The organism is Amycolatopsis sp. cg9 (genome assembly GCF_041346945.1).
Taxonomy (GTDB): domain Bacteria; phylum Actinomycetota; class Actinomycetes; order Mycobacteriales; family Pseudonocardiaceae; genus Amycolatopsis.
In genome coordinates this window covers 8,735,883-8,755,924 of the sequence record NZ_CP166850.1, presented here as the reverse complement: position 1 = coordinate 8,755,924, position 20,042 = coordinate 8,735,883, and the positions used below count along the sequence as shown (strand labels likewise).

Here is a 20,042-nt window from a genome sequence, read left to right as displayed (position 1 = left end):
ATGCGGCTCACCCGCCGCGGGGTCTTCGTGCTCGCTGCCGCCGTCGTGCTCTACACCGCGGGCGAAGTGCTGGGGTACGCGTTTTTCCGGGCGCTGGGCGGGATCGCGGCGGGCGCGGTGCTCGTCGCCGTGGCCGCCGTCCGGTTCCGGCCCGAAGTCGACGTCGACCGGACCGTGCTCCCGGACCGGATCGAACGCGGCGAACCCGCGCTGGCTTCGCTGACCGTCCGCAACACCGGCACGCGCCGCCACGGCGGGTTCGCCGCGGCGGACCGCCTGGGCGAGGCGACGCACGGCGTACGCGTGCGCCCGCTCGCCCCCGGCACGGCGGCGACGTACCACTACGAGCTGCCCACCACCCGGCGCGGCCGGCTCGAGGTGGGCCCGCTCGTGCTCGACCGGCCCGACCTGTTCGCCCTCGCCCGCGGCGAGCGCACGGTCGGCGGCACCGCGAGCCTGTGGGTGCACCCGCGGCGGCACACCGTGCGTACGGCGCGGGCCGGGCACCCGCGCCACCACCACGACGGGCCGATCACGGACCCGCCCCTGCGCGGCTCGGCCGACCTGCGCGCGGTCCGCCAGTACGTGCTCGGCGACGAAGTCCGGCACCTGCACTGGAAAGCGTCCGCCCGCACCGGGCGGCTCATGGTGCGCGAGTACGCCGATCCGGCGCAGCTGCGGTGCACGGTTCTGCTCGACACCCGGCCGTCGGCGCTGACCGCGACCGCGTTCGAGGAAGCCGTCGAGGTGGTGGCATCCCTGCTGTTCGCCTCGGCGACGGCGGGCCAGCACTGCCGGCTGATCACGACGACCGGCACGGACACCCCGGTGGACAGCGGCTTGCGGGTGGCGAGGGTGGTGCTGGACGAGCTGTGCCTGGTCACCCAGGACGGCGCTGACGACGCCCCGCTGCTCCCGGCCCCACTGGCGGCGGGGCGCCGTCCTGGCGGGGTCGTGGTGGTGGTGACCGGCCCGGACGCGGACCTCGGCCCGGCCCGCCGCTGGCACCCGGACACGGTGATCCGCCTCGGCGCACGGAAAGGTGCTCCGGTCGCGGGGGCGGGGCAGATCTCGGCGGTGGACGCGGCCGACGCGGCAGCCCGCTGGAACGCGCTGATGACGGGGGCGGCGTGACGGCGGGAGTGGCTGGGCGGCGGGGTCGGGTGGGACGGTCCGGTGGCGGGGGTGGTGCGGTGGTGCGCAGGGGGCGCCGCCGCGGGGTGGGGCGGCCGGGCCGGGCCGGACGGTCGGGTACCGGAGGTGCTGCGGTGGCGCGGAGGGGGCGCCGCCGTGGTCGCCTTGCCGCCGCGCGGGCCGCGGGAGTCCGGCGCACGGCAGCCCAGCGCACGGCCGCCGACGGCAGGCTCGCCGTCGCCGGGGTGCTCGGGGCCGCCGCGGTCGCGGGGCTGCTGTTCACCCCGGTCTTCGGCTTCACCGCGGTGCTCGTCCCGGTCCTCGTCGTCGTGGCGCTCGCCTTCGGCTGCGTCGAACTCTGCGCCCGGTTGCCGAAAGCGGCGCCGTACCGCCCGCTCGTCGTGCTCGCCGCCGGGATTCTCGGGCTGATGGAGGTGGTCGCGTTCCCGACCACCCTCGCGGGCCTGCCGACCGGGGAGACGCTGGCCGTCCTGGCCCGCGGCGCCACCGAAGGCTGGCTGCTCACCCTGCAATCCACCTGGCCGGCCCGGCCGGTCCCGGAACAGCTGCTGTTCGTCCCGCTCGCGGTGCTGCTCGCCTCGACCGTCGGGACGGAAGTGCTGCTGCGGCTGCGAAAACCGCTTCTCGCGCTGCTCCCGGGCGTGCTCGTGGCGGCGCTTTCCCAGGCGTACCAGCCCTTGTCCGGCCCGGTCGCGGTGGGTGCGGCCGTGCTCTACGCGGGTGCGGGCGCGCTGACCCTGTGGTCCCGTCCCGGCGGATCGAAGCCGGCCTGGCTCGTCGTGGCGACCGTCGCCGGGCTGCTCGCCGGGGCCGTGGCGCTGGGCGCGCTCGATCCGGCCGGGCGCGATCCCGTCCGGCTCACCGACCGCCAGGTCGCACCGCTCGCGCAGCACGGGCTCGGCAACCCGCTGGACCAGGTCGGCGACCGGATCGCCCGGCCCGGTGCGGAAGTCTTCCGCTACCGCAGCGACGCGCCGGTGGACCGGTGGCGGCTCGCCGTCCTCGACGGCTTCGACGGTGCCAACTGGTCCACCGGCCTGCGGCTGCGCCGGCTCGGGCAGCACCTCGGCAGCGCGTCCGGTGGCACCACGCGCACCGCCGACGTGCGGGTGACCGGGCTGCCGGGACCGTGGCTGCCGAGCCAGGCCATGCCGACCGGGGTGACCGGGGTCGACCCGCTCGTCGACCAGACGGCGGGGGCGCTGCTGCTCGATCCGCCCGCCCGGGACCCGCGGTACCGGCTCACGTGGTCGTCGCCGGACGTCGACGCGGCGCGGCTGGAGGGCGCGGAGGTCGACGCGAAGGCCGAGGGCGGGCTCGGCGAACTCGGCCAGGTGCCCGCGGACGTCGAGCAGCTGGCCCGGGACGCCGTGCGCGGCCTGCGTCCGACGTTCCAGTCGGCGCTGCAGCTCGAACGGTTCCTCAGCACCCACTACCAGGTCGCCGTCGGCACCGACCTGCCGACCGGGCACGGCTGGCCGCAGCTGCGGCGGTTCCTGCTCGACACGCGGCGGGGCACGAGCGAGCAGTTCGCCGCGGCCTACGTCGCCCTCGCCCGGCTGACCGGCATCCCGGCGCGGCTGGTGGTCGGGTTCGGCGGATCGTCCGAAGTGGACGGTGACTACCGGGTCGTGCGCAACCGCGACGTGCTGGCGTGGCCCGAGGTGGCCGTCGACGGCGTCGGCTGGGTGCCGCTCGACCCGACGGCCGCCGCCGTGAAGACCGGCCAGCAGACCGGTCTGGCGAAGGCGACCTCGCTGGCCCGGCAGCAGCTGCCGCCGGAGCAGTCGCTGCAGCCGCCGCAGCTGCCGCCGGGGCACCAGGACTCCGGCGACACCGCGGCGACCTCCGGCGGTTCGGTCCGCTGGGGCCTGGTGGCGGCGATCGCCGTGGGCGCACTGCTCGCCGGCTGGCTGTGGGGAGTGCCGCTGGCGAAGGGGATCCGCACCCGCCGCCGTCGCCGGTCGAGCGGCGCGGACGGCGTCATCGGCGCGTGGGCGGAGGCCCGGGACCGGCTTCGCGCGGACGGCGTGCCCTACCGCGTCGGCATGACCCCGCGCGACCTGGCCGAGCTGGCGGGCGAAGGCACGAGGGAACCGATCACCCGGCTGGGCAAGGTGGTCGACATGGCGCTGTGGTCCGGCGTCCCGGTGACGGACGGCGCGGTCCGCCGGGCCTGGCAGGAGGTGGCGGAGCTGCGCCGCAGCCTGGCCACGCGCCCGTGGCCGGCCCGCCTGCGCGCGGCGCTGGACCCGCGCACGCTGCTCCCACCGGCCCGCGACCGTCGTGAGTGAGAAACAGGGTTGGAACACTGTTTCCCACTCACGACCACCGGGGTGCGGTCAGGAGGTGCAGTGGCCGCCGCGGATCGGGATCGGGGTGCTCGTGTACACGTTCTTGCCGTCGGTGGCCCGGATCTGGAAGCAGTAGCGGCGCGCCGGGTCGATCGGGACCTCCATCGCGCGCTGGCGGTGCGCGACCAGGATCATCGTGTCGATCCGCTCGCCCGCCACCACCACGGCGAAGTCGAGGTCGCCGTCGGCCCGCCAGGTCAGCCGGACGTGGTCGCCGAGGTCGGCGGGCTGGGCCAGTGACAGGTGGATGTCCGGCGCCGTGGCGGTGTTCGCCGGCTGCGCGGCCGGCGCGATCGGGAGCGCGTGCCCGGTCACCTCGTCCGGTCCGGTGAAGAACGGCAGCACGGCCAGTCCCGCGACGGCGACGCCCACGCCGGCCGAAACCGCGGTGCGGCGCCGGACGGGCGGACGGGTGCGCTCGGCCGGGCCGCCGAACGTGCGGATCAGCGTGCGCCCGCCCGGGTTCGGCGAGACCGGCGCGGTCGCGGCGGGCCGGGGGACCTCGGCGAAGTCGTCGAACTCGACGTCGGCCGCTTCCGGCTCCGGCTCGGCTTCGGCCTCGGGCAGCACCGGGTCCGGGGCGGAAACCGGTGGTGCGACGCCGTCGCGCAGGTTCTCGAGCAGCGTCACGACGGCCGCCGCGTCCGGCGGCCGGTCGTCCGGTTCCTTGGCCAGCAGCCGGGTGACCACATCGGACAGTCCGGGCGGGACGTCCGCGCCGCGGATCGGGGCGGCCGGTTCCCGCAGCACCTGCAGGATCCGCTCGCCGGGCTGCTGCCCGGTCCGGCGCGGGAACGGCGGCACCCCGGTCAGCGCGCTGTACAGCACCGCGCCCAGCCCGTAGAGGTCGGACGCGGCCGAAAGCGTGTCGTCGCGCAGGGTTTCCGGGGCGGTGTACTCCACCGCGTGCACCGGATCGCGCGGGAACCGGCGCCGCAGCGTCGGCCCGAAGTCGGCGAGGACGAACTCGCCCGACGCGCGGTGGAGCACGTTGCCCGGGGTGACCCCGCCGTGCAGGACGCCGGCACCGTGGGCCGCGGCCAGCGCCGAGGCGACCGCGATTCCCAGCGTGAGCACGGCGTCGGCGGGCAGGCGGACGCCGGATCCGAGCAGCCCGGCCAAGGAACCGCGGCACAGCTCCATCCGGACGCCCGCGCGGCCGTCCGGGTGGTCGACCACGCCCAGCACCGGCAGGATCGACGGCGCCGGCCCGGTCGCGGCCAGCGCCTTGCGTTCGCGCTCGAGCCCGGCCAGGGTGTCGCGGTCGAACGGGCCCGGGAACACCTTGACCGCTTCGCCGGTGGCCCGGACGGCGAGGACCGTGGCGATCGGGCCGGTGGCGAGCAGGTCGGCGGCGGCGTGCTCGATGCTCATGCCGCCATTCTCCCGCACGAAAGCCGTGCGGGGGGCCGTTTCGCGCGGCCGGTTCCGGCCGTCGCCGCCCATTCGCGCGCGCGGTGGCCGACGCTTCTCCCATGCAGACCGCCGGCCTCGTCAGGCTCACCGTCGCCACCCCGCACCGGCGCATCGACATCGCGCTGCCGGAGCACGCCGCTGTCGCCGAAATCCTGCCCGGGCTGCTCGCCCGCGCCGGGGAAGGGCTCGCCGACGACGGCGTCCCCGGTGGCGGCTGGTCGTTGCGCCGGGCCGACGGGACGGCGTTCGACCTCGACCGGACCCTCGGCGCGCACCGGGTGCGCGACGGCGAAATCCTGCACCTGACCCCGCGGCGGACCGACTGGCCCGAGCTGGAGTACGACGACCTGGTCGACGCGATCGCCACCGGCTCCGGCCGGACCGGCCGGGCCTGGGGCCCGCGGCACACCCGGGTGGCCGGACTGGCCGCCGGCGCCGCGGCCCTGCTGCTCGGGCTGGTCGCGGTGCTGCGCGCGGGGCCGCCGTGGCCCGGCGCGGCGCTGTGGGCGCTCACCGCGGCCGTCCTGCTGCTGACCGCCGGCGCGGTGCTCGCGCGCGCGGTGCGGGACGCCGCCGCCGGCGCGGTGCTCGCCGCGGCCGCGCTGCCCTACGCCTTCGCCGGCGGCGGGTTGGTGCTGGCCGGCGGCACCCCGGTCACCGGGCTGTCCGCGGGACACCTCGTGCTCGCCGGCGCGGCGCTGCTGGCGGCCGCGCTGGCGGGGCGGCTCGGGGTGGCCGCGGCGCCGGCGTTGTTCACCGCGGCGGCCACGGCCGGGCTGCTCGCGGTGCTCGGCGGCTGGCTGGCCACCCTCGACGACCTCGCCGGGTACCGCGCCGCGGCCGTGGTCGGTGGCGGCCTGCTGGCGCTGTCGGGCACGTTCGCCCCGCTGGCCCTGCGGCTCGCCCGCGTCCCGATGCCGGTGCTGCCGCGCAGCACGGCCGACCTGGTCCGCGACGAGCCGCAGCCGCCGCTCCCGCTCGTGCACAGCGCGGTGGCCCGGGCGGACGGGCTGCTCACCGGCCTGCTGGCCGGGACGTCGGCGGCGGTGCCGGCCTGCCAGGTGGTGCTGATCCGCGCCGGCGGGACGGCTCCGGTCGTGCTGGTTTCGTTGCTGGCACTGGGGTTTCTGATGCGCGCGCGGCTGTACCCGATCCTGCGGCAACGGGTTCCCTTGCTGCTGGCGGGGAGCTCCGGTCTCGGCTGCCTCGCGGTGGGACCGCTGATGGCCGGCGGCGCGCTGCTGCCGGCCGCGCCGCTGGCGGTCGCCGTGGCGGCCGGGTCGATCGCCGCCGGTGTCCTGCTGAGCACCCGGCGCGCGAACCCGTACCTCGGCCGGTTCGCCGAGTACGCCGAGATCCTGCTGGTGGTCGCGATCGTGCCGGTGGTGTGCTGGGTGCTCGACCTGTACGCCGTCGTGCGCGGGCTGGGGGGCTGAACCCGTGGCGTCCAAACGCGACCAGCTGCAGGCGTACCAGTTCCTCGTCCAGCGGGCGACGTCCGCGCTCGTCACCCGCGAGACCGATCCGGAGCAGCCGCCGTTCCGGCGGACCGGGAGCGCGACGTTCGCCGGGATCGCGCTCGGCATCGTCTCGCTCGCGGGCGCCGGGGTGTACGGGCTCGTCGTGCCGGGCGGGAACACCGCGTGGCGCCAGGATGCCGCGGTGATCGTGGAGAAGGAGACCGGCACCCGGTACGTCTACCTCGACGGGCGGCTGCACCCGGTGGCCAACTACGCGTCCGCGCTGCTGCTGCTCAAGGACCACCGGGCCACCGAGCAGGTGTCGCGGGAGTCCCTCGCCGGCGTCCCGCGCGGGCCGCGGCTCGGCATCCCGGACGCGCCCGACGCGCTGCCCGCGCCCGACCGGCTGCTGACCGGCTCGTGGTCGCTGTGCTCGGCACCCGCCAGCGACCTGGCGGGCACCCGGATCGAGGAGTCGGTGCTGCTGGCCGGCGCCGCTCCGGCGGGTGGCGCGGCGCTGGGCGACCGGGCGCTGCTGGTGGAACTGGTGACGAACGGCGACCGTTACCTCGTGTGGCGGGGGTACCGGCACCGGATCGAGGACTACGCCGCGGTCGGCACCGGTCTCGCGCTGACCGCCGAGCCGTGGGCCCGGGTCGGCCGGCCGTGGCTGGACGTCCTGCCGGAAGGCGCCCCGATCGGCCCGATCCCGGTGGCGCGGCCGGGCGAACCGTCGACGGCGGTCCCGGGCCGGACCGACCTCCGCGCCGGGATGCTGCTGGTGGTCCGCCCGTCCGGTGGCGGGGAGCAGTACTACCTGGCCGAGCGGGACGTCCTGCGCCCGATTTCCGTGCTGCAGTACGACATCCAGCGCGCGGCCGCCCAGGCGGCGGCCGCCTACCCGGGCGGCGACCCGGTGGCGGTCACGCTCCCGCCGGCGCTGGCCACGACGTCCCGCCGTCTCGACCCGGCCGACGCCGCCGAGGGCGCGGCCCCCGCCGCCCGCCCGCCGATCGCGCGGCCCCAGGACCGGGAAGCGACGGTGTGCGCGACCTTCGAGCCGGGCGCGTCGTCGCCCGGCCTCACGCTCGATCCGGCACTGCCTCCGGCGGACGCGCTTTCGGCCACTGCCCGCCGCTCGCCGGCGGGAACCCCGCTGGCGGACCGGGTGCACGTCCCGCCGGGCAGCGCGGCGGTGGTTGAAGCGATGCCGTCGGCGCTGGCGCCCTCGGGAACGCTGACCCTGGTGACGGACATGGGCCGCCGGTATTCGCTGGCGGCGCCGGACGTGCTGAAGATGCTGGGCTACCCGGCGGATCGCGTGCTGCGGCTGCCGGCCGGGTTGGTGGCCCGGCTGCCGGAGGGCCCGGGCCTCGACCCGGCCGCGGCCCGCAACCAGGCGGTGGGCGGCTGACCGCCCTCAGACGGCCGATTCGCGGTACAGGTCGAGGATGTCCGTGTCGCGGTCCCGCCACCGGTCGAAGAGCACGTCGGGGTCGTCGTCGTGCGCGTGGACGTACTCGAACTCCGCGCGGGTGCACGGCAGCAGCGTGACCAGCTGCAGTGCCGGCTCGCCCCGGTCGTCGCGGTAGAGGTCGAACTCCGCACCGGCGAACGGGTGCGGTGCCGCGAGCAGGAACGCGATGCCGGTACCCGGGATCAGCGGCTCGGCGTTCACGTAGCCGCCGCCGTACGCGTAACCGCGCTGCCGCTCGATCGCCTCGCGAGCGATCACGTGCGCGAGGTAGCCGGCTTCGTCCTCGTGGTCCGGCAGCGCGGAGACGACGAACTCCTGCGGCAGCGGGGCCGCGATCTGCTGGAACCGCACGCCGGTGGTCGCCGCCGAGATCATGCGGAGCTGCCGGTGGGCGTGGAAGCCGATGGCGAACCCCCGGTTGCCGCCGTCCGGGCTCCGCGGGCCCTGCCCGTGCGTCACCGGTCCGAGGTGGTGTTCGACGTGCGCGAGCAGGCCGTCGAACCGGCTCGGGTCGGCGTGGGGGTAGCTCATCGCCCGATCCTAGGCAACGCGGCGCCCCCGCACGGGTGCACCGTCCGGGGGCGCCGCGGTCAGCGGCCGGGCTGCCAGAGCTCCTCGTCGAGCAGCTGGACGGAGTCGGCGTCGGTCTCCCCGGTGCGGCGGCCGCGGGGAAGGGTGAAGCCGGCGTCCGGGGCACCGTTGGCGGACCGGCCGCGCAGCTTCGCGGGTACGCCGTCGGTCGCGTCCGCGGTCCGGCGGCCGGCGCCGCCCCGGCCGGTGGGCTGCTCGGGGGAGCCGGGGCGCAACGTCCCGGCCGTCGCGCCCGATCCGCTGTGCGGTGGCACCATCGGCGGCATCGAGCTCCTGGCCGGTTTCGCCGACGCCGGGGCCGCCGTGCCGGGCCGGACCTCCGAAGCCAGGCTGGGCGCGCGTTTCCCGGCGACCGGCTTGGCGAGCGTCGGGATCGTGCCGAGCCCGCCCGCCGCGCCGAACATCCCCGGCAGGCCCGACGCCACCGGCGGTGCGCCCGCGCCGCCGCCCAGGCCGCCGAGTGCCGCTCCGGGCATCGGGAGGGCCGCCGCCGGGGACAGTCCGGCCAGCGTCGGGCCCGACGAGCCGTCCTGGCCCGGCCCGGGGACGCCGGGCAGCTGCGTGTCACCACCACCACCGCCGCCGCTGCCGAAGCCCGCCGACTCGGCGAGGCCTTCCAGTTCGGTCAGCGCGCTCATCCCGGCTTCGGCGGCCTTGACGAAGTCCGCGGGGGAGTTGCCTTCCGCGGCCGCCTTCGGGGCCGGCACCAGGTCGCCGGGGGACTGCATGCCGGACGCCGCGACGACCTTCAGCATCGACACGTCGAACTGCGCGCCGAGCGCGTTCATCCGGAACGCCGAAGCCTGCTGCGCCGCGATCTTGGCCGGCAGCGCAGTCAGCGGGTTCAGGTCCGCCGCGCAGTACGCCGCGTAGCACGCCATGACCTCGGTGCACGCCTCCGAGATCGACGAGGCGAGCGTGGTCAGCGTTTCGGCGGGCTGGGCCGCGTCGATCCGCTCGCCCCACATCTTCAGCTCGGCCAGCGACCGCTGGGTCTTCTCTTCGTGCGCGCGGCCGGCGTCGTCCTGCCATTCCGGGGTGAGCCGGCCGGCGCGGGTGTTCAGCTCCGTGCTCGCGGCGTCGATCCAGGCGCGGCATTCGGTCCACATCTTCGCCGCGTCCAGCAGCACCGGGACCTTGGCCTGCTCGGCCTGGACCATGTCCCGGTGCAGTTCGATGGGCAGCAGGTTGTAGGGCACGACCATGGGTGCTCTCCTCAGGCGGTTTTCTCGGGCGGGTGCGGAACCGAGCCCGCGGTCTTCTTGAACAGGTCGACGCCCTGCTTGATGACCTTGGTGGCCGACGTCGCGAGGGCCAGCGCGCCGGCGACGTCGGCGGCGGTGTACCCCGCGGCGGCGGCCTTGACCTTCGTGCTGTCGGTGACCATGTCCTCGGTGACCTTGGTCAGCAGCGCGGCCATCGCGGCGGTGGCGGCCTTGTCGAGCACCGACATCGCGATGCCCTCGAACAGCCCGGTCAGGTTCGGCGGCGTGCCGAGCCGGGCCAGTGAAGGCGGCATCGCGGGCGCGGTGAGCTGCCCGGCGTACGCGCTCATCGCCTCGGTGTCGCCGTTGATCTGCTGTGGTGCCGGCATTGCCCCTCCTCAGTGACCGGCGCGGTATCGCGGCGCGCCGTCGGTCTTGTCCACTTGCCACAGCTCTTCGTCGAGCAGCTGGACGGTGTCGTTCTCGCTGTCCCAGCGCCGCCTCGGCGCGGGCGGCGGACCGGCTTTCGAGCCACGCCGCCCGGCCCGCCCGAGGAGCGGAACACCGGGTGTGGCACCGGGTTTGCGGGACCGCCCGGTCGCGGCGTGCTCGGCGTCCCCTGGCTTGACCCCGCTTCCCGCTTTCCCGCCGCCGCGCGGCTGCGCGGGCGGCATCATCCCGGGACCGGCGCTCGAAGCGGCCGCGGCACCCGCGGTGGTGAACGCCGAACCGGCCGGTACGGCAGCCGCGGCGGTCGCGACGGGATCCGGTGCCGGGGAGGGCATCGGCGCCGCGGCGGCGAATCCGGCCGCACCGGCGCCGCCGCCCGGGGGAGCGCCGCCGCCCCCGGCGAGGCTCGGCAGCCCGGAGCCGGCCGAACTCCCGTCCGCGAGGGTGCTGAGCCGGGCCGCGACCTCGGCCGGCGTCAGCGAACCGAGGTCCGTCGGGCTCGGCGAGTCCCCGCCGCCGCCGACGAGCTGCTGAAGTCCTTGGAGCGCCTGGCTTGCCGCGTCCAGCGCGTTCGGTGCTTCCGCCAGCGCCGCCTTGAGCGGGTCCTCGGTGGCCGGTGCCTCCTGAGTGGACGGCTGAGCGGGCGGCTGGGCAGTCCCCGGAGCCGGGCCCGGGGAGGCCGGACCGGCGGTTCCGGGCGCGGCGGCCGCCGGCCCGGGGCTCGAGGACGGCTCGCTCGTGCTCGACGCGCCGCCCCGCGGCCCGGCCCAGGCCGGGCCGGGGGCGTGTTTCAGCGCGGTGCTCGCGGCCTCGTACTTCGGCCGCAGGCCGGTCAGCTGCTCGGCGACCTTCCCGTAGATCTCGTCCAGGTGCTTCGCCCGGTCCTCTTCGGACATCGACCGGTACCGGTTGCGCAGTCCCTCCACCACGGCCTGCGCTTCCCGGATCCCGGCGACCAGCGCGTCGAGGCCGTCGAACACCTGCGAAGACGGCACCCCGGGCGGGGCGGTCGCGGGAATCCCGGTGGCCAGCAGGGAACTCGTGATCCCCGACCGGTCCACCCACGACTGCATGACGGCGACGTCCCGCAACGCCCGCTGCAGGAACGCCCGCCCCGCCGCGTCCGGCCAGCGGTCGGCGCCGGTCAGGTGCGTCGCCTGGGCGAGCAGGAGACCGGCCTGCCGCTGGATCCAGCCGCGCGCGTCGCTCCACATCTGACGCGCGGCGAGCAGCTTGGGGATGTGCTGGTCGCGCTCGGCGGTGAGCTTCCGGTACGTCTCTTCGATGAACGCGTCGTCGACGCAGACCCCGATCGGGTCACCCACGTCAGGTCTCCTTACCGCTCGAGCCGGGTGTCGGTCGCCGGAGCGCCGCCGTGGTCGGAGTCCAAGGCCGCGAGGAACTGCGCGCGGGCCAGCTCGTCGGCCCCGACGTACTCCGCGGCGGTCCGGTGCACGAACGCGCTGTAGAGCTTGAAGCCCTGCTCCACCTGCGTGATGAACTGGTGCAGGGCGGCCGTACTCGCGTTGTCCTCGTGCGTGAGGTCGTCGCACCAGGGCGCGCCCAGGCCGCCGGCGCACGGGACCGCGTCCGTGCGCCGGGCGGCCGGGCTGACCGGATCCACTTCGAGACTGCCCAGCAGGTTCCTCGAGAACTCCCGCATGGCGTCGGTGTCGCCGTCGATGTCACCACTCACGGTTCGCTCCTGATCTCACGTCGTCGGGGGGTGCCAGGCGATCTGGACGAGGCCCTTGCCGCCGCGGCGGTCGACGAGCCAGCCGCGGCCCGGCGGGAGCACCTGGGCGCGCATGCCGCCCAGCAACGGGCCCTCGTCGCGGTCGCCGGACATCATCAGGCCGGGTGTGCCGACTTCGCGGAGCCGGCCGAGGAACGGCTCGAACAACCCGCGCCCGGCCCCGCCGGTCCGGCGCGCCAGCACCACGTGCAGGCCGATGTCGGCGGCCTGCGCGACCAGCGGCAGCAACGGCATCAGCGGGTGGTCCCGGTGCGTGGCCACCATGTCGTAGTCGTCGACCAGGACGAAGATCTCCGGTCCGGCCCACCAGTTCCGGGCCCGCAGCTGCTCGGGCGTGACGTCCGGGCCGGGCAGCCGCTTGGTCAGCGCCTCGGCCGTCTCGGTGAGCAGGCCGCCGCTGTGCTCGTCGTTCACGCCGAAGCCGAGCAGGTACTCGTCGGCGACTTCGCCGAGCAGGCCGCGGCGGTGGTCGACCACGATGATCCGGGCTTCGCCGGGCCGGTACGCGCCCTGGATCCGCTTCGCCAGCGTGCGCAGGAACGACGTCTTGCCGCTCTGGGCGTCGGCCAGCAGGAAGAAGTGCGGGTCGGCGGCGAAGTCCAGGCGCAGCGGGGACAGGTCGTGCTCGTGGATGCCGACCGCGAGCCCGGCTTCCTCCCCGGTCAGTTCGTCCGCGGCGGGCAGTTCGCCGTAGGGGAGCGCGGTCGGCAGCAGCCGGACCGACGGCGCCGGCTCGCCGGGCCACGCCGTCCGGACCGCCTCGACGAGCGCGCCGGTGCCTTCGGCCAGGTCGCCCGCCGCCGGCACGCCGTCGACGCGGGGCAGCGCCAGCAGCATCTGGTGCCCGGTCGGCGAAATCCCGCTGCCGGGCGCGTCGGCGGGCACGCTCATCGCGGCCCGCCGGTCGATGATCGAGTCGATCGGGTCGCCGATCTTCAGCTCCAGCCGGCTGGCGAACAGGTCCCGGATGTTCATCCGCAGGTCGAACGCGCGGGCGCAGCTCGCCACGACGTGGACGCCGTAGGACAGGCCGCGGGCGGCGATGTCGCCGGCCGCCTCCTCGAGCTCGGCGAAGTCGGTGCGCAGGGTCTGCCAGCCGTCGATCACGAGGAAGACGTCGCCGTGCGGGAGCTCGGGGAACCGGCCTTCCGCGCGCAGCCTGCGGTAGGTGGCGATGCCGTCGATCCGGTGTTCGGCGAAGAGGCGTTCCCGCCGGGTCAGCACGTCCGCGACCTCGGCGACCGTCCGCCGCACCGCCCCGGTGTCCAGCCGGCCCGACACCCCCGAGACGTGCGGCAGCCCGGCGATCGACGCGAGCGTGCCGCCGCCGAAGTCCAGGCAGTAGAACTGCGCTTCGCGCGGGGTGTGGGTCAGCGCGAGGCTGGTGATCAGCGTGCGCAGCGCGGTGCTCTTGCCCGCCTGTGGGGCCCCGAGCACCAGCACGTGCCCGGCGGCGCCGGAGAGGTCGAGGACCAGCGGGTCGCGCCGCTGCTCGAACGGCCGGTCCACGATCCCCAGCACGGGCCGCAACGCGCCGGGCGCGCCGGCGATCAGCCCGCGCTGCCGGTCGACGGCCAGCGGGGGGAGCAGCCGGTCCAGGGTGGGCGGGTCCGACAGCGGGGGCAGCCACACCTGGTGTGCCGGCGTGCCCTGGCCGGTCAGCCGGTCGACCAGGATGTCCAGCAGGGTTTCGCCGGTGGCGGGCTCGTCGGCGGGTTCGGGCTCGGCCTCGCCGGTGTCGAGCTCACCGGCGACGTAGGCGGTGGTGTACTCCCGCAGCGTCAGCCGGTCCGCGGGCGTCGCCGGCCGCGCGCCACCGGTCGCGGCCCGCTGGTGGACGCCGGAGACGTAGGCGGAGCGGAACCGGTCGAGCTGGTCGGTGCCGACCTTGAGGAACCCGTGCCCCGGCGCGCGCGGCAGCCGGAACGCCTCGGGGTGGCCGAGCACCGCGCGGCTTTCCATCTCGGAGAACGTGCGCAGCCCGACCCGGTAGGACAGGTGGCTTTCCAGCCCGCGCAGCCGGCCTTCTTCGAGCCGCTGCGAGGCGAGCAGCAGGTGCACGCCGAGCGACCGGCCGACGCGTCCGATCTGGACGAACATGTCGATGAAGTCGGGCTTGGCCGACAGCAGCTCGGAGAACTCGTCGCAGATCACCAGCAGCGTCGGCACCTCGGGCAGCGGGGCGCCCGCGACGCGCGCCTTTTCGTAGTCCCGCAGGGAAGCGAAGTTGCCCGCCGCGCGCAGCAGCTCCTGGCGGCGGATGAGCTCGCCGTTGATCGCGTCGGTCATCCGGTCGACCAGGTGCAGCTCGTCGGCCAGGTTCGTGATCACGGCGCTGGTGTGCGGCAGCGCGTCCAGCCGGGCGAAGGTGGCCCCGCCCTTGAAGTCGACCAGCGCGAAGTTCAGCGAGTTCGGCGGGTGGGTGACCGCCAGCGCCAGCACGAGGGTGCGCAGCAGCTCCGACTTGCCGGACCCGGTGGCCCCGATCAGCAGGCCGTGCGGGCCCATGCCGTCCTGGGCGGACTCCTTGAGGTCCAGCTCGATCGGGGTCCCGTCGGCCTGGATGCCGAACTGGACGCGCAGCCGGTCGCGGTTCGGCCGGGGCACCCAGGTGTCGGCCGGGTCGAACGCGTACGGGTCGCCGAGCCCCAGCAGCTCGGCCAGGCCCAGCTCCGCGGTCATCGGCGCGTCGCCGCCGCGGCCCACGGTCAGCCGCAGCGGGGCGAGCTGCCGGGCGAGCCCTTCGGCCGCACGCGGGCCCAGTGCGTCCGCGCGGCCGAGCGGGGTCTCGCCGTCGATCGTCTCGCTGACGAGGTCGCCGCCGGCGTCCACCGCCAGCACCACGGTCGTCCGGTCCAGCGCCCGCGGCGGCGTGGTCGTCAGGTCCACGACGGTGACGCCTTCGACGCCGCCGCCGGTCATCAGGTGGTCGGAGCCGGCGACCGAGCCGCCGTCGAGGACGACCACCAGGTGCGGGCCGGGCACCCGGCCGTCGGACTCCGGGTCGAACCGGGGCCGCTTGGCCAGCTCCTCCTCGAGCACCGATTCCAGCGCGGGGATCGTGGGCGCCACCAGGCGCAGCGGGCCGAGGGCGTCCGTGCGCTCGGGGTGCAGCGCGTGCGGCAGCCACTTGACCCACTCCCAGTCGCCGCGGCGGTCGTCGGACGGGCAGACCGCGATCCGCACGTCGTCCGGCGACTGCAGGGTGGCCAGCTGGGCCAGCAGCGCGCGCAGCAGGCCGAGGGCGGCCTCGCGGTCGCCGCGCAGGTGGATGCGGCTGAAGCCGGTGACCGCGATGGCGAGCGGCAGCCGGTCGACGGTGCTGTAGGTGGTGATGAACCGGCGCAACGCGAGCGCGGACAGCGGTTCCAGCTCTTCGAGCGGCTTGGTGTCCGGCGCGACCAGCGTGGTGGCCGGCCCCTGCGGGCCGCGGCCGATCCGGGCGACGCCGAAGTCGGGGTCGTCCTTGCGCCGCTCCCACAGGCGGTAGCTCGCGGCCAGTGACCACAGCGACGCCGGGTCCGGGTGCAGGTACGCCATCGCCTCGCGCTGGCGGCGCACCGAGCGGCGCAGCCGCAGCCGGTGCTGGGCGAGGTGCCGCAGGTACTTGCGGCGCGCGTACCCCATCTCCCGCCGGCTCGGGCCGCCGCCCTGCAGGAGCCCCATCACGACCATGCCGAGCATGCCCGCGCCCATCAGCCCGAAGACGGCGTAGCGGACGGCCCCGCCCGCCGAACCGGAGAACATCAGCAGCATCGCCCCGGTCGTGCCCACCATCGGCAGGACCATCAGCAGCTGCGCCCACTGCCGCGCGGGCGGGGCCGGGATCTCCGGCGGTGCCTGGAGGATCAGCTCGCCGGAGGGCAGCTCCGGCGAGGGCCGCCGGGCCGGTCGCTTGACCACGATTGTCGCCACCCCACGAGCTTCCCCGGCCGGCGGCGTCCGGTGGGCGCGCTGGCCGGAACAAGACGCGGGCGGCGTCGAGGCCCGGTTCCCGCCCTAGCCTGGCCGGGACAGGCGAAATCCGACGGAGGGAAACCGCGATGTTCGGTTCGACAGGGGGAATCGACGGCGACGTCGACGCCATGCTGCGGCAGGCGAAGACGTCGTCGGAGACCGCGACCAATCTGCAGAACAGTTCCCAGCACGTGACGAGTGCCGGGGTCGACCTGCGCTCGGCGAGCAGCGGCCGGTGGGCCGACGGGTTCGCCGACGCCGACCAGGGCCGCCAGACGGTCGTCGACCACCACCTGGCCCCGAAGTACCTGGCGGCGTCCGACGCGATGCACCGCGGCGCCGGCGGTTACCAGGACGCCGACGACGCGGCCAACCAGGAAGCCAACCGCGTGAGCTACCAGGCCGGCGGCTTCGGCATCTCGGACCGGATCTGACGAAGGGGAATCGGCCATGACCTCCCGGATCACCGGAAACAGCGACTCGATCCACAGCACGGCGCAGACCGTGGCCCAGGGCGCGCAGCAGAGCCGCGAACACACCGACGACCACCACCACGGCGCGGGGTTCCTCTACGAGAACGAACTCACCGACGGGTTCGGCTCGAGCTACTACGAGGTCGCGGGCAACGTCCAGGCGAAGGCCAACGAAGCCTGGGAACAGCAGAACGCGCAGAGCCAGGGCCTCGTCCGGGCCGACGACCACCTGATGAGTGCGGTGCGGGCCGCCGAGCAGGCGATCCGCAGCATCTGAGCACGGGAAGGAAAGCGGCCCCGGAAGTCTTCGGCTTCCGGGGCCGCTTTCGCGTTCGCGGGCGTCAGACGAGGAACACCTGTTCCGGCGGTTCGGCGGACGCGGGCGCCACGGGCACCGGCGCGGCCCAGCCCGGCCGCCAGCGCCGCCGCCCGCCCCGGCGCAGGACCACCGCGGTCAGCCCGGCCAGGACGAGGACACCGGCGACGGCGACGGCCAGCCCCTTCGCGGTGGCGGCCGTGTCCCGCTCCCACGCCGCGTGATCGAGGCGGGCCTGATCGGGCGGCTGGGGCACGAAAGCGGGCAGCAGCGCGGGTTTCGCCGGGTCCAGCCCGTCGGTCACGGCGCGGTACGGGTCGACCAGCCCGGCGCCGAAGGCGTGGCTGCCGCGGCCGCCGCGGGCCGGGCTCGCGGTCGCCACCAGCCGCTGGGCCACCTCGGCCGCGCTGAGCCGCGGCCAGGCGGAGCGCACCAGCGCCGCGGTCCCGGAGACGAAGGGCGCGGCGAAGCTGGTGCCGTCCACGTAGGCGTGCCCGCCCTCCCGGGTCGCAGTCAGCACCTTCGCCCCCGGGGCCACGATGTCGACGTACGGGCCGATCTGCGAGCCGGTCAGCCGGGCCCCGTCGATGTCGACGGCCCCGACCCCGAGCACCCCGGCGTACGCGGCCGGGTAGGACGGCAGCTCGCCGCTGGTGTCCTTCTGCGCGTTGCCCGCCGCCGCCACGACGAGCGCGTCCCGCGCCACCGCGTACGCGACCGCGTCGCGGATCACCGGGAAGTCGTCGTGGCCGGCCAGGGACAGGTTGATCACCTTCGCGCCTTGGTCCGCGGCGTAGCGGATGCCGTTCGCGACGACCTGCGGGTCGATCCGCAGCGACTCGCCCTGGTCGCCGACGTCGCGGTCGCTGATCCGCACCGGCAGGATCGCCGCGTCCGGGGCGATGCCGTGGAACCCGATGCCCGGCACCGGATCCGCGCCGACGATGCCGGCCACCCCGGTGCCGTGTGACACGCAGTCGAACGTCCCGGGCAGCGCGCCGGCGAGGTAGAAGTCGCGGCCCGGCAGCACCTTTCCCGGCCGGCTCAGCTGCGGGTGGTCGGCGTCCACCCCGGAGTCGACGACGGCGACGAGCACGCCTGCGCCGCGGCTGTGCGGCCACGCCCGTTCCGGGGAAAGCGCTTGCTGGGCCCAGGGCTGGGCGGGCACGGCCGGGCGCGCGGGTTCCGGGTCGTGGCAGGCGCCGGCGGGGGGTCCCGCGTGGGCCGGCGGCGCGACGAGCAGGGGCAACGCGGCCGCGGCCAGCACGGCGGCGAGTCGTCTTGGTCGAGTCACGCCCGCCATCGTCCGCCGGGAGCCGCGGCGCCGGGAGAGCGTGGCGACAACAGGACACCGCTCAGTCCGCGCCGAAGTGGTGGAGCAGGCCGGCGAACTGTTCGTACGCCGGTGCCGGGTCGCCGTCGAACCGGCACCAGACGGCGGTGTGCCGGCCGGAGCCGAGGAGCTTCACCCGCGCGGCCGGTGCGCGGTGGGCGTGGGCGACGCCGTTCTTCGCCACCAGCTCGGGTCCGAAGAGGACACCGTAGGGCAGGGCGGTGGCCACGCCGGGGGAGCGCAGCCCCGACCGCCGCCCGGGGTGCGCGCCGACGACCACCAGCCGGGCCGTCGGCGCGGAAGCGGCGGCCAGCGCTTCGATGCCGGCTCTCGTCACCACGCCCGCCGCGGGACCGCTCAGCTCGACGTCCTCGACGACCACACCGTCCACTCGCGACACCCGGAGCCGTCCGATGACGCCGTCCCCGGCCACGACCACGTTCACCGGGCGGGGCTCGCGCTGCCGGACGTGACCGGCGAGGTCGTCGGTGGACCACGGCTGCGTGACCGGCTCGGCGACGCCCCAGCCGCGGGGCGGGCCGCTGGTGAGTGCCCGCATCGCGGTCTCGGCGCTCGCGCCGACCCGTGGCGGATCCGCGGTGACGATGCGCACCTCCAGGTCGCCGGACCCAGGTGCGGGAGCCGGGCGTTCCGGCGTGCGCCCGTCGTCGCGGACGAACCGGAGCCCGTTCCAGGCCAAGGGAAAACCCCGGAATCCGTCGTGGTCGCCCGCGACCCAGTCGCCGAGGCCGTCGCGCAGCAGCAGCTCCAGCGGGAAGGTGAGGCGGCTGTCCGCCGGGGTGCGCACCTGCAGTGCCCGCCCGGCGCGCGCGGCCGCCTTGGCCGCGTCGACCAGCCACGTCGTCGCGGGCACGACGGCGCGGTGCTGCTCGACGACGACGGCCTCCCGCGTGACGCGGTCGGCGGCGGGGGTCACCGGTTCGACCACGCCCGGCCCCCGGTCGCGACGGCCAGCGCCTCGGCGAACGTCCTCGCGACCGCTTCGGCTTCGGCGTCTTCGTCCGGAGCGCGGCCTTCGACCCACCACACCGGAGGCGGAACGTCGAGCCCGAGCAGCCGGTCCACCTCGCCGGGAACGCGCACCAGCCGGGCACCTTCGACCGTCAGCAGCACCCGGCCGCCGGCGTGCCGGACCTCGATCAGCTGCCGGCCCGCGTCGAAGTCCACAAAGGATCCCTCGCCCGCGGTCAGCAGCGCCGCGACGACGGCTTCGGGACCGGGCTCCCGCCGGCACAGCGCGACGACGTCGAAGGTCATGCCCGCCATCGTCCGGTCCGGCCGGCCGCGGAACACCCCCGTGGCAAGAACAAGTCACGCGGCCGTGCGGCGTCCCGGGCGCCGCGACACTGGTCCGGAGACGACCTCCGGAGGTGGCCGTGGATTCCCCGTTCCCGTTCGACTTGCGCGCCGACCACGCGCGGCTGGCCGGCGACATCAGGTCGACGCAGCGGCGCATGGCCGAGATCCGCGCCAGCGCCGAATCCGACGACGGGCTGATCGGCGTGACCGTCGGCGGCGCGGGCGAGCTCCTCGACCTCCGGCTGGACCCGCGCATCTACCGCACGACCGACGCGGCCGCGCTGGCGAGGGACATCGCGGGCACCGTGCGCCGGGCCGTCGAACTCGCCGAAGAGGAGGGCCTCGAGATCGTCGCGAGCCTGCTGCCGCCGGACGCCACACGCGAGTCGACCGACCTGCGCTTCGACCCGCTGCTGCACGAGCTCGACCGCCGGAGCGCGCGGTGACCGGGATCGACCACGACGGCGACGGCCGCATCGACATGGACCCCGGCGAGACCACCGCCCGGCTGGCTCGGCTGCGTGACGCCGGCACGGCGCTGGACGCGGCCTGGCCCGGGTGCCGCGACCGGATCGAGGTCCCCGGCCGGCTGGGCGGCGGCCCGCTCGGCCAGGCGTACACCAAAGTCTACAATGGACCGAAGCAGGCGATCGCCGACGCGATGGCCCAGCTGACCGGCGCCTACCAGACCCTGGCCGGAAACGGTGACCAGGCGGTGCAGGGTTACGAGGCCGCGGACCGCGCGGCCGCCGCCGAATTCCCCCGGTGACCCGCGCCCG

The 20,042-nt window shown here is 75.8% G+C and carries 18 protein-coding genes; 8 read left to right on the top strand and 10 right to left on the bottom strand.

Annotated features, from left to right (window positions below; genetic code table 11):
- Together AB5J73_RS40215 and AB5J73_RS40210 are read left to right on the top strand one after the other, a co-directional pair.
- Complete coding sequence (locus AB5J73_RS40215) at nt 1–1,134, top strand: DUF58 domain-containing protein (RefSeq protein WP_370964239.1); 1,134 nt, start codon at nt 1–3, stop codon at nt 1,132–1,134.
- Nucleotides 1,135–1,268: 134 nt separating this feature from the next.
- Nucleotides 1,269–3,449: a DUF3488 and DUF4129 domain-containing transglutaminase family protein gene (locus AB5J73_RS40210; RefSeq protein WP_370964238.1), complete on the top strand. Its 2,181-nt coding sequence runs from the start codon at nt 1,269–1,271 to the stop codon at nt 3,447–3,449.
- Nucleotides 3,450–3,497: 48 nt separating this feature from the next.
- Here AB5J73_RS40210 and AB5J73_RS40205 read toward each other — a convergent pair whose 3' ends face one another.
- Complete coding sequence (locus AB5J73_RS40205) at nt 3,498–4,883, bottom strand: serine/threonine protein kinase (protein ID WP_370964237.1); 1,386 nt, start codon at nt 4,881–4,883, stop codon at nt 3,498–3,500.
- A 101-nt stretch (nt 4,884–4,984) separates the two neighbouring features.
- On the opposite strand from AB5J73_RS40205, the gene eccD reads away from it, so the two are divergent.
- Together eccD and eccB are read left to right on the top strand one after the other, a co-directional pair.
- Entirely contained in the window at nt 4,985–6,361 is a 1,377-nt protein-coding gene (gene eccD, locus AB5J73_RS40200; protein WP_370964236.1) for a type VII secretion integral membrane protein EccD, read from the top strand.
- Nucleotides 6,362–6,365: 4 nt separating this feature from the next.
- Nucleotides 6,366–7,799, top strand: coding sequence for a type VII secretion protein EccB (eccB, locus tag AB5J73_RS40195; RefSeq protein WP_370964235.1), 1,434 nt, complete (start codon nt 6,366–6,368; stop codon nt 7,797–7,799).
- Between the two features lie 6 nt (nt 7,800–7,805).
- Here the strand turns inward: eccB and AB5J73_RS40190 are convergent, their stop codons facing one another.
- From AB5J73_RS40190 to eccCa, 6 genes are read right to left on the bottom strand one after another with little or no spacing between them, the layout of a single operon-like run.
- The gene (locus AB5J73_RS40190) at nt 7,806–8,393 is read right to left on the bottom strand and encodes a suppressor of fused domain protein (RefSeq protein ID WP_370964234.1); all 588 of its coding nucleotides are present in this window, start codon (nt 8,391–8,393) and stop codon (nt 7,806–7,808) included.
- 59 nt (nt 8,394–8,452) lie between these two features.
- Nucleotides 8,453–9,658: a hypothetical protein gene (locus AB5J73_RS40185; protein WP_370964233.1), complete on the bottom strand. Its 1,206-nt coding sequence runs from the start codon at nt 9,656–9,658 to the stop codon at nt 8,453–8,455.
- A gap of 11 nt (nt 9,659–9,669) precedes the next feature.
- Nucleotides 9,670–10,047: a hypothetical protein gene (locus AB5J73_RS40180; protein WP_370964232.1), complete on the bottom strand. Its 378-nt coding sequence runs from the start codon at nt 10,045–10,047 to the stop codon at nt 9,670–9,672.
- A gap of 9 nt (nt 10,048–10,056) precedes the next feature.
- Nucleotides 10,057–11,433, bottom strand: coding sequence for a hypothetical protein (locus AB5J73_RS40175; RefSeq protein ID WP_370964231.1), 1,377 nt, complete (start codon nt 11,431–11,433; stop codon nt 10,057–10,059).
- A gap of 11 nt (nt 11,434–11,444) precedes the next feature.
- Nucleotides 11,445–11,804 carry a hypothetical protein gene (locus AB5J73_RS40170; protein WP_370964230.1) on the bottom strand — a complete coding sequence of 120 codons (360 nt, stop codon included), beginning with the start codon at nt 11,802–11,804 and terminating at the stop codon, nt 11,445–11,447.
- A gap of 15 nt (nt 11,805–11,819) precedes the next feature.
- Nucleotides 11,820–15,779, bottom strand: coding sequence for a type VII secretion protein EccCa (eccCa, locus tag AB5J73_RS40165; RefSeq protein WP_370964229.1), 3,960 nt, complete (start codon nt 15,777–15,779; stop codon nt 11,820–11,822).
- Nucleotides 15,780–15,907: 128 nt separating this feature from the next.
- On the opposite strand from eccCa, the gene AB5J73_RS40160 reads away from it, so the two are divergent.
- Together AB5J73_RS40160 and AB5J73_RS40155 are read left to right on the top strand one after the other, a co-directional pair.
- A complete protein-coding gene (locus AB5J73_RS40160) occupies nt 15,908–16,255 on the top strand; it encodes a hypothetical protein (RefSeq protein ID WP_370964228.1) in 348 nt (115 codons plus the stop codon).
- Nucleotides 16,256–16,271: 16 nt separating this feature from the next.
- Complete coding sequence (locus AB5J73_RS40155; RefSeq protein ID WP_370964227.1) at nt 16,272–16,571, top strand: hypothetical protein; 300 nt, start codon at nt 16,272–16,274, stop codon at nt 16,569–16,571.
- A 64-nt stretch (nt 16,572–16,635) separates the two neighbouring features.
- On the opposite strand, the gene mycP is transcribed toward AB5J73_RS40155, so the two are convergent.
- Genes mycP through AB5J73_RS40140 form a run of 3 tightly spaced genes read right to left on the bottom strand, consistent with a single transcriptional unit; the run spans nt 16,636 to nt 19,221 of the window.
- Entirely contained in the window at nt 16,636–17,913 is a 1,278-nt protein-coding gene (gene mycP, locus AB5J73_RS40150) for a type VII secretion-associated serine protease mycosin (RefSeq protein WP_370964226.1), read from the bottom strand.
- A 52-nt stretch (nt 17,914–17,965) separates the two neighbouring features.
- Nucleotides 17,966–18,892, bottom strand: a complete 927-nt coding sequence (locus tag AB5J73_RS40145; protein ID WP_370964224.1) for a DUF6177 family protein — start codon at nt 18,890–18,892, stop codon at nt 17,966–17,968.
- Nucleotides 18,877–19,221, bottom strand: coding sequence for a hypothetical protein (locus tag AB5J73_RS40140; RefSeq protein ID WP_370964222.1), 345 nt, complete (start codon nt 19,219–19,221; stop codon nt 18,877–18,879). The genes AB5J73_RS40145 and AB5J73_RS40140 overlap by 16 nt, the downstream gene beginning before the upstream one ends.
- A 119-nt stretch (nt 19,222–19,340) precedes the next feature.
- Between AB5J73_RS40140 and AB5J73_RS40135 the strand changes: the two genes are divergently transcribed.
- Nucleotides 19,341–19,709, top strand: coding sequence for a YbaB/EbfC family nucleoid-associated protein (locus tag AB5J73_RS40135; protein WP_370964220.1), 369 nt, complete (start codon nt 19,341–19,343; stop codon nt 19,707–19,709).
- On the top strand, nt 19,706–20,032 hold the full coding sequence (locus AB5J73_RS40130) for a hypothetical protein (RefSeq protein WP_370964218.1): 327 nt from the start codon (nt 19,706–19,708) through the stop codon (nt 20,030–20,032). The genes AB5J73_RS40135 and AB5J73_RS40130 overlap by 4 nt, the downstream gene beginning before the upstream one ends.
- Nucleotides 20,033–20,042: the final 10 nt, after the last annotated feature.

What these genes read in the sequence shown, in the direction of transcription:
- AB5J73_RS40215 (WP_370964239.1), top strand. Translation starts at nt 1, where the DNA reads ATGCGGCTCACCCGCCGCGGGGTCTTCGTGCTCGCTGCCGCCGTCGTG.
- AB5J73_RS40205 (WP_370964237.1), bottom strand. Translation starts at nt 4,883, where the DNA reads ATGAGCATCGAGCACGCCGCCGCCGACCTGCTCGCCACCGGCCCGATC.
- eccD (WP_370964236.1), top strand. Translation starts at nt 4,985, where the DNA reads ATGCAGACCGCCGGCCTCGTCAGGCTCACCGTCGCCACCCCGCACCGG.
- AB5J73_RS40190 (WP_370964234.1), bottom strand. Translation starts at nt 8,393, where the DNA reads ATGAGCTACCCCCACGCCGACCCGAGCCGGTTCGACGGCCTGCTCGCG.
- AB5J73_RS40185 (WP_370964233.1), bottom strand. Translation starts at nt 9,658, where the DNA reads ATGGTCGTGCCCTACAACCTGCTGCCCATCGAACTGCACCGGGACATG.
- AB5J73_RS40180 (WP_370964232.1), bottom strand. Translation starts at nt 10,047, where the DNA reads ATGCCGGCACCACAGCAGATCAACGGCGACACCGAGGCGATGAGCGCG.
- AB5J73_RS40160 (WP_370964228.1), top strand. Translation starts at nt 15,908, where the DNA reads ATGTTCGGTTCGACAGGGGGAATCGACGGCGACGTCGACGCCATGCTG.
- AB5J73_RS40155 (WP_370964227.1), top strand. Translation starts at nt 16,272, where the DNA reads ATGACCTCCCGGATCACCGGAAACAGCGACTCGATCCACAGCACGGCG.
- mycP (WP_370964226.1), bottom strand. Translation starts at nt 17,913, where the DNA reads ATGGCGGGCGTGACTCGACCAAGACGACTCGCCGCCGTGCTGGCCGCG.
- AB5J73_RS40140 (WP_370964222.1), bottom strand. Translation starts at nt 19,221, where the DNA reads ATGACCTTCGACGTCGTCGCGCTGTGCCGGCGGGAGCCCGGTCCCGAA.